16 protein-coding genes are annotated in these 12,381 nt (G+C 57.5%); 12 read left to right on the top strand and 4 right to left on the bottom strand.

All coding sequences use genetic code 11. The annotated features are described in order from the left end of the window. The first annotated feature begins 75 nt into the window (after nt 1–75). From osmE to RYA97_RS05320, 7 genes are all read left to right on the top strand, one after another. Nucleotides 76–414: an osmotically-inducible lipoprotein OsmE gene (osmE, locus tag RYA97_RS05350; protein WP_002555413.1), complete on the top strand. Its 339-nt coding sequence runs from the start codon at nt 76–78 to the stop codon at nt 412–414. Nucleotides 415–608: 194 nt separating this feature from the next. After that, nucleotides 609–1,097, top strand: a complete 489-nt coding sequence (locus RYA97_RS05345) for an Hcp family type VI secretion system effector (RefSeq protein WP_004655811.1) — start codon at nt 609–611, stop codon at nt 1,095–1,097. A gap of 9 nt (nt 1,098–1,106) precedes the next feature. After that, nucleotides 1,107–2,081, top strand: a complete 975-nt coding sequence (locus RYA97_RS05340; protein WP_316891989.1) for a hypothetical protein — start codon at nt 1,107–1,109, stop codon at nt 2,079–2,081. Beyond that, on the top strand, nt 2,078–2,455 hold the full coding sequence (locus RYA97_RS05335) for a hypothetical protein (protein WP_016982348.1): 378 nt from the start codon (nt 2,078–2,080) through the stop codon (nt 2,453–2,455). The genes RYA97_RS05340 and RYA97_RS05335 overlap by 4 nt, the downstream gene beginning before the upstream one ends. A 70-nt stretch (nt 2,456–2,525) precedes the next feature. Continuing rightward, nucleotides 2,526–2,897, top strand: coding sequence for a hypothetical protein (locus tag RYA97_RS05330; RefSeq protein WP_029241045.1), 372 nt, complete (start codon nt 2,526–2,528; stop codon nt 2,895–2,897). An 84-nt stretch (nt 2,898–2,981) separates the two neighbouring features. Continuing rightward, nucleotides 2,982–3,356: a hypothetical protein gene (locus RYA97_RS05325; protein ID WP_316891988.1), complete on the top strand. Its 375-nt coding sequence runs from the start codon at nt 2,982–2,984 to the stop codon at nt 3,354–3,356. 461 nt (nt 3,357–3,817) lie between these two features. Continuing rightward, nucleotides 3,818–4,357, top strand: a complete 540-nt coding sequence (locus tag RYA97_RS05320; protein WP_004655820.1) for a bacterioferritin — start codon at nt 3,818–3,820, stop codon at nt 4,355–4,357. Between the two features lie 304 nt (nt 4,358–4,661). Here RYA97_RS05320 and RYA97_RS05315 read toward each other — a convergent pair whose 3' ends face one another. Then, nucleotides 4,662–6,728, bottom strand: a complete 2,067-nt coding sequence (locus tag RYA97_RS05315) for an AsmA family protein (protein ID WP_316891987.1) — start codon at nt 6,726–6,728, stop codon at nt 4,662–4,664. Between the two features lie 223 nt (nt 6,729–6,951). Between RYA97_RS05315 and RYA97_RS05310 the strand changes: the two genes are divergently transcribed. From RYA97_RS05310 to RYA97_RS05290, 5 genes are all read left to right on the top strand, one after another. Then, the gene (locus RYA97_RS05310) at nt 6,952–7,584 is read left to right on the top strand and encodes a TetR family transcriptional regulator (protein WP_002555418.1); all 633 of its coding nucleotides are present in this window, start codon (nt 6,952–6,954) and stop codon (nt 7,582–7,584) included. Between the two features lie 185 nt (nt 7,585–7,769). Then, on the top strand, nt 7,770–8,270 hold the full coding sequence (ureE, locus tag RYA97_RS05305; protein WP_316891986.1) for an urease accessory protein UreE: 501 nt from the start codon (nt 7,770–7,772) through the stop codon (nt 8,268–8,270). Next, a complete protein-coding gene (locus RYA97_RS05300) occupies nt 8,267–8,941 on the top strand; it encodes an urease accessory protein UreF (RefSeq protein WP_002555420.1) in 675 nt (224 codons plus the stop codon). Before ureE ends, RYA97_RS05300 begins: the two co-directional genes overlap by 4 nt. Nucleotides 8,942–8,962: 21 nt before the next feature. After that, entirely contained in the window at nt 8,963–9,580 is a 618-nt protein-coding gene (ureG, locus tag RYA97_RS05295) for an urease accessory protein UreG (RefSeq protein ID WP_003368915.1), read from the top strand. 25 nt (nt 9,581–9,605) lie between these two features. Further along, the gene (locus RYA97_RS05290) at nt 9,606–10,178 is read left to right on the top strand and encodes a HupE/UreJ family protein (RefSeq protein WP_002555422.1); all 573 of its coding nucleotides are present in this window, start codon (nt 9,606–9,608) and stop codon (nt 10,176–10,178) included. A 53-nt stretch (nt 10,179–10,231) separates the two neighbouring features. Here RYA97_RS05290 and RYA97_RS05285 read toward each other — a convergent pair whose 3' ends face one another. The 3 genes from RYA97_RS05285 to thiL form a co-directional block, all read right to left on the bottom strand. Beyond that, nucleotides 10,232–10,651, bottom strand: coding sequence for a hypothetical protein (locus RYA97_RS05285; protein ID WP_004666326.1), 420 nt, complete (start codon nt 10,649–10,651; stop codon nt 10,232–10,234). Beyond that, nucleotides 10,648–11,265: a GTP cyclohydrolase II gene (ribA, locus tag RYA97_RS05280; protein ID WP_004655834.1), complete on the bottom strand. Its 618-nt coding sequence runs from the start codon at nt 11,263–11,265 to the stop codon at nt 10,648–10,650. The genes RYA97_RS05285 and ribA overlap by 4 nt, the downstream gene beginning before the upstream one ends. A 134-nt stretch (nt 11,266–11,399) precedes the next feature. After that, entirely contained in the window at nt 11,400–12,365 is a 966-nt protein-coding gene (gene thiL, locus RYA97_RS05275; RefSeq protein ID WP_316891985.1) for a thiamine-phosphate kinase, read from the bottom strand. Nucleotides 12,366–12,381 lie beyond the last annotated feature (16 nt).

Below are 12,381 nucleotides of genomic sequence, written 5' to 3'. Positions count from 1 at the left end.
TTCGAACTCTTAGCCCGGTTTCCTGCTCAAAGCGCTACCGGGCCAAGACCGGCTCTGACATGTGGAGCAATAACGATGTACAAGAAAATCTTCGCGGCGACTTTTGTATTGGCGACGATGGCCGGCTGCAGTAACACAACCGTGCAGAACCCGGTGGATTACGTCACTTATCGCAACGAACCGCTGGTCAAGCAGGTTGAGAACGGCATGACGCGCCAGCAGGTCCTGACCATCGGCGGCGAGCCGTCGAGCACCATCGAGCGTAAGGTCAACCCAGGCACCTGCAACAATTACGTCCTGGCCAAAGATGGCCACAAACAGGTTTACCACGTCAGCTTCAACAGCGACGGCCGCGTGACCAACAAAGGTTTCATGACCTGCGAACAACGCGAGAAAAACGAAAAAGCGATGTAACGGAAATAACTTACAGACGCCCGACGCGCAATGCGCCGGGCATTTCTATTTTGATGTTTAAGTATTAAACCCGTCATTAGACATTGCGTTTCAAACCACCGCTTGCGCCTTGAAACACGTGTACAAATTTGCTGTCATAGCCACTCATCTTAAAATCACTACACCGCATCACTAATGACCAAGGAAAGGTTCATATGGCTTTCGACGCTTTTATTCAGATCGCAGACATCCCGGGCGAGGCGCTGGACGAGAAGTACAGCAAGTGGATCGAAATCACCGGCTATAACTTTGGCGTCAACCAAAGCACCTCTGCCACCGCCAGTTCCTCGGGCGGCGCTTCATCCGGTCGCACCACCATGACCAACTTCACGTTTACCAAATACCTCGACAGCGCCAGTTGCAAGCTCATGGAAGCCAGCTGCGCAGGCCAGCACCTCAAGGAAGTGAAGCTGGTACTCTGCCGCGCAGGCACCGACAAGCTCAAATACTACGAAGTGGTTCTCGAGGAAGTCATCATCGCCGACTACACCCAGAGCGCAAGCGCCGGCATCCCCATCGAAATCGTACAGCTCAATTACGGCCGCATCAAAACCACCTACACCCTGCAGAAACGTGTCGATGGCACAGCAGGCGGTAACGTGGCTGGCGGCTGGGACCGGATCAATAATAAAAAGTACTCGTGAGGCACGACCATGGCCGAAGCACGATCCTTCATAAACCCCAGAACACAGACTTTTGACTCTCTGAAAACGAACCTTGCGCTGCCAAAAAACAGCAAGGCCAAGTTCGTCGCCCTCAATTCACACATCTCGGGCGGCGTCGTCCTGCCCGGCGATATAGTCATCCTCGGCGACGCGTCCACCCCATCGTCCACTGCTCAGGAAGCGTTCCTGATGGCCAAGGCTGCGCAGGTGCATACGGCGTTGCTGGTCAATGGCGCTGGTGGGGATGACTTTTTTCTTGAGAACTTTGAGCTGCTCAAGCAGGCGATCTCCTACACATCCATGGGCATAGGCGCAGCAAGTGATGGCTGGAGTAAACACCTGAAATCTATTCAGGAATCGCTTCAAGACATCGAAAAGCTATACCAGCAACATATGGGCTCCGGCGCCATGACACAACGAGACGAGTTCTATGCCAAACGTACAGAGCTTTTTATAAAGCTTGACAAACAACTGCGTAATTTTCTGTCCTATGGATCTGGGCTACGCCACGAAGGTTCGATCAAGAGACTGCTCGGGCTTTCAACCAGCAGCTACATGCACACAGGAGAAATCGCAGGATACGCTGACAAGGTGTCCGGAGTGGCCAAAGCCTCTAAATGGATCAAGAGAGGAGCCTACATCGGAACCGCGCTTGAAGTTGGTTCTAAAGCGATTGAGATCCGTAATGCCTGTACGCTAGGCCGAGAGGAACAGTGTCGAAAGGCAAAATATGTCAAGGGTAGTTCGTTGGTAGGCAGTGTAGCTGGGGCAGGCTTGGGCGGGGCGGGCGGCGGCTTCCTTGCTACAGGCTTATGCGTTTTAGCTCTCGGAATTACAACAGGTCCAGGTGCGCTGGCTTGTACCGTCGTTGGAGGTGCTGCTGGTGGGTGGGCTGGGGGGGAAGCAGGCGAATGGGGCGGCGAGCATTTGGGTGAAATGCTCTACAAGGAAATTACAGAATGACAAGTGATCTAATAGGTCTCATTTTTGGAGCGCTATTGATACTCATCATAATAAATCTATTTGCCACGGCAGTTATTGCGCACAAGTATGTTGAGACTATAGAGAAACAACTACCCAACTGCTCTTCTGTACAGACAATTAGAGAGGCCTGGTCGGGAGGTGGTCTGATTGGAAAAATCATGCGCGGCGGCATTATCGCAACAATACTCATGGCCCCCAACCTGAGCACCAGAAGGGGACTTATCGACATTAAGGAAGTCAGAAACCTTTCAGGGTTTTACAAAAAATCTTTACTCATCCCGACAATCGTGACGTTCTTTTTGTTTTTCTGCCTTATGGCACTCAGGGTTTCAGCTTATTTTTGGGGATTTTAAAAGCCTGCCCGAATAGAAAGTATTACTTTGAATAAAACGCTCATACGCCATGTTGAAGGTCGATCAGGTCATGACGAATATCCCGATAGGCCTGATCGGCCTGTTCATAATGGTACCGATGATACTAAATCTCATCGCCACCGCCGTCATTGCGCACAAATACGTTGAAATTATAGAGGAGCAGCTACCAAACTGCTCCTCCGTGCAGACCATCAGAGAAGCATGGTCAGGCGGCGGCCTGCTCGGAAAAGTCATGCGCGGCGGCGTTATTTCAATAGTACTGATGGTGCCAAAGCTAAGCGCCAAGAGAGGCGTCATTGATGCCAAAGAGGTCGAGAAACTCCCAGCATTTTATAAAAAACTTTTGATAATCCCGACAGTCGTAAATTTTTCTTTATTTATAGCGATGATGGCACTTCGTATTTTTCCGGGCCAGAATTAGCACTCGATGACGACAGGATAGAAGGCATACATGCCCCTTTCATAAAGCGTACAAGGGAACAGTATTCATGAGCGAGATCAGAACTTGACCAGTATCGAGCCGGGCCTGATTGGGATTTTTTTGTACGCTGCCTTGTTCATCATTATTCTCGCGTCAGCCTACGTAGCACATAATTACACGCACATTTTCGAATCCCACTTACCCAACTGCAAGCTCATCACAGACAACAAATCCACGTACGGCGACGCAGGCATGCCTGGAAAAATGGTGCGGTGCGGGATGATGTATCTGTTTTTGATTTTTCCCGACCTGGGTAAGAAACGAGGCCTTATGGATATAAAGGAATCCAGAAGCTTTCCTAAAAACATGAAGTACCTGCTGTTCATCTCCTGGACAGCGCAGATCGTGGTGCTTATGGCATTGATCTGGTTCACGCAGCTTGTGATTCCCCGCGCTTGAAAGATGATAATGACGCGCACCCAGGCAGGTCCGGGCGCAGGATAGACGGTGGTGATCTGCCTAAGTTACCCGACGAATCACAACACATTCCCCAGGTTAGAAGGTACACCACGCCCCAGAGAACCCTCCAGAGCGCAGTATCAGGCCTACCAGCAGGTTGACGCTTAGAAAACCAGCTTGAACAGGGCGATGACCACGACCAGGCCGATCAGAAAGATGATGCCGACGGTGCTTCCCAGAAACTTAAGCATTGTGTATCTCCACGATTTATTTGGGTCTCATGGTTGGGACCGCAGCGTTCTGCACTCGTTTCTTATATTTTTACATTCAGTCACAACCGTCCGCACCGGCGAAAATCCGATAAAACTTTTCCCCTCCTCCAGCACTCACAACCTTTGCTGATCCTGCCGGGCAACACACAGAGCGGGACAGAAAAACCTGATGAACCCTGGAGATAAATGATGATTTCTGCACCGCAATCACAGCTTTCCGATGTAAATACTCTGCGCCAGCGTGCGCGCCAGAACGTTGAGAATGGTGCTGTGACTGAAGGTTACAGCGCTGACCGCGAAACCGTGCTGCGCCTGCTCAATGAGTCACTGGCGACCGAGCTGGTCTGTGTGCTGCGCTACAAACGCCACTACTACATGGCGTCCGGCCTCAAGGCGAGCGTGGCGGCAGCCGAGTTTCTGGAGCACGCCGAACAGGAAGCACAGCACGCCGACAAGCTGGCCGAGCGCATCGTGCAGCTGGGCGGCGAGCCGGAATTCAACCCGGACCTGCTGTCGAAGAACTCCCACGCACAATACGTTGCGGGCAACACGCTGAAGGAAATGGTCTACGAAGATCTGGTTGCCGAGCGCATCGCGGTCGACAGCTATCGCGAGATCATTCAGTACATCGGTGACAGCGATCCGACCACCCGCCGCATCTTTGAAGAGATTCTTGCTCAGGAAGAAGAGCACGCCGACGACATGTCGGACATCCTCGAAGGCCTGTAACAAGCGGCGACAAGTGAAAAGCCAGGACCTGTGTCCTGGCTTTTTTTGTGGACAACTGGAATGCGTGTTCGACGCACGACTATCGTTCCCTGTGCTCCCTTTGCATGCCGATCGTGACGCTCTGCGTCACAAGCCTGCATCGCACCGTACATCAAGACCGGACGCGGAGCGTCCAGAGCGGCATGCGACGCGGAGCGTCGCACGATAGTTGAGATTATCGTTCCGCTCGCTCCAGCGTCGGAATGCATTGCGTGACGCTCTGCGTCGCAGATCTGCATCGCACCGCTGATCCTTGAGTGTGCAATCACTTCACCGTCTTCGGCGCCTTGCCGGTGCGCATCTGCTCCAGCAGCGGGCCGCATTGGTTCGGTGCGCTATCGCCTGTCGCGACCAGCGCCAGCAGACCGGCCACCGGGCCTACGGTTGCACCGAGCAGAACCATACCGGCGCCGCGCAGCAGTAACGGGCCGGACTGCACGCCTGCATTGGGCTTGGCGAACGGGCCGTTGACGTACAGTGGCGAGCGTAACGAGAACACGCGGAAGCCCTTGGATTCCGGGTTGATCTGCAGGTCCAGTTGCTCGGTCTTCATGTTTGCGGTGCCATTGATGTAGATGATGGCGTTCTCGGTATCGAAGACGAACAGCCGACTGGTCGCCAAGCCGTCCTTGATGCCGAAATCAGAAGCCGCGCAATTGATCTTCACGTCCTTGTCGCCAAACAGCTTGCCCACCACGTAGTTGCCCACGTTGAGCCCGGCAATTTCCATCAGGCCACGGCTGATCGCGCCGTCGTTGACCAGCATTTTCATTTCACCGTTGGCGGTGCCGAGCAAAGCGGCAATCGAGTTGCCTCGGCCACTGATGTCGGCATCGCCATTCAGCTCACCGAAGCTGGTTTTCATCGGTTCAAAGGTCGGGAACAGCTGCTTGAGCTTGAAGTTGCGCGCCGACAGCTTCGCCCTGCCCTGCAACGGCTTGTTGCGGCCGTCGAGGCGGATATCCGCATCCAGCTTGCCGCCTGCCACTCCAAAGCGCAGCGGCTCCAGGCTCAATTGACCATCGTTGAGAATCAGATGGGTATACAGGTCGGTGAACGGTAAGTCCGGGCTTTGCACAATGCGCTTGCCGGTGAACTCCACGTCGGCATCCATCGCTCGCCAGCGGTCGGTCTGAAACTCCTCTACGGGCAGGACCTTGCCCGACGGCTGCTTGCTCTCGCCACCGCGCTTTTTCTGAGCGGCATTCGAGTCCGCACCGATCAGTGGCGCGAGGTCGCTGAACAACAACTGATTGGACACCAGCACGCCGCTCAGCTTTGGCCGTGGCTGGCTGGCGACGTAACCCAGATCGCCGTGGATATCGCTGTTGCCGATCTTGCCGTTGAAGCCTTCGTAACGAAAGTTGGCTCCTGCCGGGTCATGCAGTTTGGCGATCAGGCGGCCATCGGTGGAGTAAGCCGGAGAGTCCGGCAGGGTCACGCCGGTCAGCGGGTACAGATTGCTCAGGCTCGCGCCGGAAAGTTTGAGGCGCAGATCCAGCGCACCCAGGTTCTGTGGGTCGGTCAGGGTCCCGGCGATGACCGCGTGGGTATCACCGACCTTCACATCGGCCTGCACCGGGAAAGGCTGACTGGCATCCTTGAGTGCGAGAAGGCCACCCACCTTGCCGGTGCCGCTCAGCTTCTGACCGTGGTACTGGCCTGTTACAGCCAGACCAAACGCATAGTCCTGAGGTACTGCGCCCTTTTCCTGGGCCTTTTGCGCTTCCTTGCTGCCAACGATTTCGCTGAACGGGATCGGTTTGCCGAGCAGGTCGATCACCACATCCAGATTGGCATTCAGTGTCTGGTCATTGAAACTCAACAGCCCCTTGTCGAACTTGATAGCCCCGATATCCACCACCCACTTGGAAGGTTCAGCGTTCGGGTCGGATTTGGGCAGGTCGAACACCCAGTTGGCGCGACCATCGGCCAGCCGCTCAAGCTTTGCCTCTGGACCGGTCAAATCGATACGCGGGATGACCACTTGCTGAGCCAGCAGCGGCAACAGCGAAAGACGAAACTCAACGTGCTTGAGAGTGACCATCTGCGGAGTTTTTGACCACTCGGGATTACCCAGTGTCAGGTCATCGGCCACGAAGTGCGGCGACGGCACCCAGGCACGCCAGCCACCGAGCTCGGGCTCGCGCGTCCAGCGCACATCCAGGTCACCATTGATGGCGAACGGGCGATGCAGCGCTTCGCTGACTTTCTCATTGAGGGTAGGTTTGATGCGGTTCCAGTCGAACGTGACAAGCACAATGACCAGTATGGCCAGCACCACCAACAACGTGGCACCTGTCCAGGCGAAAATCTTGCGGCTGCGCGTCATGCGTGACTCTCCAGAAAACAGCGCCCCGACCCTGGCGCGCTGAATACGACATGAATGTTCGACTGACAAACGCGCCGAGGGTTTGATTTGAATACGAAATCGCACCAAAGGCCAGCACCCGCGCTGCAGCGCACGTAAAAGAGTCTGAATGAAAACCCTTTCGACGCAGGTAAAGCGCATTTGCTAAAGTGCAGTCCAGCCTAATCCAAGAATCGTTTGAGCCATGCTGCCCCGCGCCGAACAGAAACAACAGACCCGAAGAGCCTTGCTTGACGCTGCCCATCAGTTGATGGAAAGCGGGCGCGGCTTCGGCAGCCTTAGCCTGCGGGAAGTGGCACGCACGGCGGGCATCGTGCCGACCGGGTTTTATCGTCACTTCGAAGACATGGACCAGCTGGGCCTGGCGCTGGTAAGTGAGGTCGGCCAGACCTTCCGCGAAACCATCCGGCTGGTACGCCACAACGAATTCGCCATGGGCGGGCTGATTCGCGCGTCAGTTAAGATATTTCTAGAGCGTGTAGCAGCCAATCGCTCGCAGTTTCTTTTTCTGGCCCGAGAACAGTATGGCGGCTCTCTTAAAGTGCGTCAGGCTCTGGGGGCTCTGCGCGAGGGCATCAGTGCCGATCTGACGGCCGACCTGGCAAAAATGCCCAAATGGCAGCACCTGAACGCTGACGCGCTGTCGATCATCGCCGACCTTGTGGTCAAAAGCGTGTTCGCCATGCTGCCGGAGCTGATCGACCCTCCACCCGCCTCGCTTGCACCGCACCTGACACCTCAGGCCAAGATTACCCAGCAATTGCGCTTCATCTTTATCGGCGCACGGCACTGGCGTGGGCTCGGCAGTCACGATTGAGCGTCAGTTGAAGTCAGCGATAGCACCAAAACAGGTCGCTTTTTTCTTTGCGCACCAATAATGAGCGCGACAAGGCCGTGCACAATTAAAAGTCAGCCACTTCCGCCAGCAATTTCCTACAGCCTGCCCTGTTGGCAAGCCCCTTGCTCTGATTTGAAGCATCGCAATTGGCTGGAAGCTATCTAATGCTGGTGATTCACAACCGAATCGAACCTCAGGCCGAATGGGCCGCCGAGTTGCATTTGAATTTCGAGGCACGCAGCAAGAGTCGCCTGCGCTGCTTCAGTGCGGAAAACGAAGACGTGGGCCTGTTTCTGCAACGCGGTCAATCGCCCCTGCACGATGGCGAGTTTCTAAAGGCCGAAGATGGCCGCGTGGTGCGTGTCTGCGCACGCCCGGAAAAGCTGATGCACGTTACTTGCAGCAGTACCTTCGAACTGACCCGCGCGGCCTATCATCTCGGCAATCGTCACGTAGCCCTGCAAGTCGGCGACGGCTGGCTGCGCCTGCTCGATGACTACGTGCTCAAGGCCATGCTCGATCAGCTCGGTGCCACCGTCGAAACCATCGAAGCACCGTTCCAGCCGGAACATGGTGCCTATGGCGGCGGGCATCATCATTCGCGCGCGGGCGAGGAGGATTTCAACTATCCGCCGCGCATGCACCAGTTCGGCGTGCGCAAGTGAACAGCGCCTGGGCGCTTTTGCGTCTGGCCAGCCCGCAGCTGCCGATTGGTGGCTACAGCTATTCACAAGGGCTGGAAATGGCCGTGGAGCAATCCATCGTGGTAGACCCGCAGACTGCAGGGCGCTGGATCAGCGATCAGCTGCTGCTCAATCTCGCTCGCTTTGAGGCCCCCCTGCTGCTGGCCCACTGTGAAGCAGCGTCGGCCGGTGACTGGGGCCAACTGCTGCAAGTCAGCGAGCAACACCGCGCCAGCCGTGAAACGCGCGAGCTGCATCAGGAAAGCCGGCAGATGGGTTATTCCTTGCAACAATTGCTCAATGGCCTGCCTGAGCTGGATCGCGATGCACGCCACTTTCTTGAACAGACTGCAGAGCCGCATCTGGCCCTGGGCTGGGCGCTGGCCGCACGTGCCTGGCAGATCAGCCCGCAAGACGCGCTGGCCGCATGGCTGTGGAGCTGGCTGGAAAACCAGTTGGCCGTGCTGATGAAAACCCTGCCACTCGGCCAGCAAGCTGCGCAACGCCTGACCAGCGAGCTGTTGCCGTTACTGCAGCAAGCGCAGGTCAATGCCACCCGACAAGATACCCACCATGCTGGCAGCGCGGCCTTCGGCCTGTCCCTGGCGAGCATGGCGCATGAACGTCAATACAGCCGGTTATTCCGGTCCTGATCAGTCTTTATGGAGAACTCAATGAACAGCCAACCTCTGCGCGTCGGCATCGGTGGCCCGGTAGGGTCCGGCAAGACAGCTCTGACTCTGGCGCTGTGCCTGGCATTGCGCGACCGCTATAACCTGGCGGTCGTGACCAACGATATCTATACCCGCGAAGACGCTGACTTTCTGGTGCGCAACGAGGCACTGGCCCCTGAGCGCATCATCGGTGTTGAAACCGGTGGCTGCCCGCACACCGCCATTCGTGAAGACGCTTCGATCAACCTGGAGGCGGTTGACCAGCTCAATCGCCGCTTTGAGGGCCTGGACCTGATCATTGTCGAATCCGGTGGCGATAACCTTTCCGCAACGTTCAGCCCGGAGCTTTCCGACCTGACGATTTATGTGATCGACGTATCGGCAGGCGACAAACTGCCGCGCAAAGGTGGCCCGGGTATCTGCAAGTCCGATCTGCTGGTGATCAACAAGATAGACCTCGCACCGCTGGTGGGCGCGTCACTGGAAATGATGGACAGCGACACGCGCAGGATGCGTGGCGAAAAGCCGTTCGTGTTCAGCAACCAGAAAACCGGTCAGGGTCTGGAGCAGATCATTGCCTTCATTGAACGCCAGGGTCTGCTCACTGCAGCCGCCTGAATTCACAACCAAAAGGAACCCGTCGATGAACTACAAAAAAGCCCTTGGCGCCCTCGCGCTGCTGCTGATCCCGACCCTGGCGCTGGCCCACCCCGGTCATGGCGATAACGGTCTGATAGCGGGTATCAGCCACCCGATTGGCGGTCTGGATCATTTGCTGGCAATGCTTGCCGTCGGCTTGTGGGCCGCACAACAGCAAGGTTCCGCACGCTGGGCGCTGCCCTGCACTTTCGTCGGCACCATGCTGATCGGCGGCGTGCTGGGCTTTGAAGGTCTGAACCTGCCAGCACTGGAAAGCGGCATTGCCGCGTCGGTACTGGCGCTGGGTCTGGCTGTGGCACTGGCAGTGCGTCCGCCCTTGGCACTGGCCGTTGCAGCGACAGCACTGTTTGCGTTGTTCCACGGTGTGGCGCATGGCCTTGAGCTTCCGGACATGTCCAGCCCATGGGCTTACGCAGCAGGCTTCGTGGCAGCGACTGCAGCCTTGCATGCGGCAGGTTATGCCGTGGTTCGCGTATTGCCTCAGGCGGCAGCACCGCTGGTGCGCATCGCAGGTGCAGCTTCTGCGGCAACGGGTGTGTGGTTGCTGGCGGGCTGATCGGATTTCCGCTGGTCGTACCCACTTCGTCTGGAAAAATCAGCCAGGGTCGATCAGCGGGAAAGCGCAGGAATGCGGTACAGGTAGAGCAGCACTGCGCTGGCAAACGCCAGCAGGCAGACCGGCAAAGGGTGCAAGCCGAACAGCACTGCGATGGCGGCGATCCAGGCGGGCAGCCCGGCAGCGAGAAAGGCCAGACGGCGGACAGCAGCGAGTTTGAGCCATGCTGCCGGCTCTTCCGGCGTGTCGAGTGCAGCCTGGGTAGCCGTTAACGCTCGCTTGTAAGCCCCGAAGGGCTTCAGGCTGACGAACATCGAGCCTATCCCGGCAATGAACAGCGGTATCGCCAACACAGGAATGAGCGGCTCGCTGGCACCGAAAAACACACAGACCACCAGCAATGGCGCCAGGGTCAGACCCAGTTGACGCCACCACGCCATTTCCAGCTTTTGGCGCACCTCGCTGCGTGTCACGCGGGGCCGACCTCGCTTTGATGCTCGTTACCCATCATGTGTCCCAACTTGCCCGCCTTGGTCGCCAGATAAAGGCGGTTGTGCGGGTTTTGTCCGGTGTGCAACGGCACACGCTCGGCGACCGTGATGCCCATGTCGGTCAAGGCTTTGACCTTGCGCGGGTTATTGGTCATCAGACGCAACGATTGAACGCCCAGGTGCTGAAGCATCGGCAGGCAGATCGCGTAATCGCGCTGGTCGGCAGCAAAGCCCAGACGCTCATTGGCCTCTACTGTGTCAGCGCCGCCATCCTGCAGCTCGTAGGCGCGAATCTTGTTCATCAGGCCGATACCGCGCCCTTCCTGACGCAGATACAGCAATACGCCGCGCCCTTCGGTGGCAATGGCGCGCAGGGCGGCTTCAAGTTGTGAACCGCAATCGCAACGCTGACTGAACAGGGCGTCGCCTGTCAGGCATTCGGAATGCACGCGGCCAAGAACCGGCGCACCGTCCGCCACATCGCCCAGACTCAGGACGACATGTTCACGGCCGGTTGCCGACTCGATAAAGCCGTGCATGGCAAACTCTGCAAAGGGGGTGGGCAGTTTGGAAGCGGCGACAAATACGACGGGCACCGTGTGCTCCTGATCAGTATGAAGACTGGAAATTCGCAAGATTCGCATTGTAACAGCAGGTTCCTGCGGACGCTCAGGCTGAATTCTCGGGCATTTAGATCATAAAGTTCGATAGATAGACGCAGTGCATCGCTTCACTGCGCGCTGTCGAAATGCTGGTAGCCACGCGTATCGGGCGTGACATCCAGCCCTGCGCCGTCGACAACAACGACACCTTGGCCCTTTTCTACCCGGCCAATCACATGCACCGGCCAGCCTTCATCCAGCAAGCTGGCAAGGTGTCCGGACGGCAGCGTGAAAGCCAGGATGTAATCGTCGCCACCGCTAAGCGCAGCCTGCCGGGCAGACGGCAGATCGAACAACGTTAGCAACTGATCAGACATCGGCAGCCTGTCACGCTCGACGACCAGCCGGACGCCTGATGCACGGGCAATGTGTCCGCAATCAGCCAGCAGCCCATCGGAGATGTCCAGCGCCGACGTCGCCCTGCCCCGCAATGCCTGCCCCAGCGCTAGCTGAGGTTGCGGCGACCAGTAGCGGGCCAGCAACGCCTCGGCAATCGAAGCCTCGGTGCTGCGTTGCTTCAATACCAGCGGCAACGCACCTGCGCCATCACCCAGCGCGCCGCCAACGCAGAGCAAATCTCCGGCGCAAGCGCCGCTGCGCGTCAGGGCCGAGCCGGCTGGAACAGCGCCGAACACCGTTAGCGTGAGGCTCAAGGACCCGCGTGTGGTATCGCCGCCGATCAAACGCAGCGAACAGCCCAGCGCCATGTGATTGAGGCCGCGGGCAAATGCCTGCAGCCAGTCGGCATCGACCTGCGGGAGGGTCAAGGCAAGGGTAAACGCGACAGGACGAGCGCCCATGGCCGCCAGATCGCTGGCAGATACCGCCAGCGCGCGCTGGCCAAGCAGAAAGGGGTCGCAGACATCAGGAAAATGCACCCCGGCAACCAGGGTATCGGTCGAGATCGCCAACTGCTCGCCGGGCGCTAACGCCAGCAGCGCGCAGTCGTCGCCGATCCCCAGGGCAACTTCCTCGCCCACCTGCGCACAGGGCGCGGCGGCGAAGTAATTGCGGATCAGCTCGAACTCTCCCATAAAGGTCAGGCGCGAA

It is taken from the genome of Pseudomonas syringae group sp. 26L6 (assembly GCF_032587815.1).
Taxonomy (GTDB): domain Bacteria; phylum Pseudomonadota; class Gammaproteobacteria; order Pseudomonadales; family Pseudomonadaceae; genus Aquipseudomonas; species Aquipseudomonas amygdali.
Note: the sequence above shows the minus strand (reverse complement) of the source record. Positions and strands in the feature narration are given on the sequence as shown.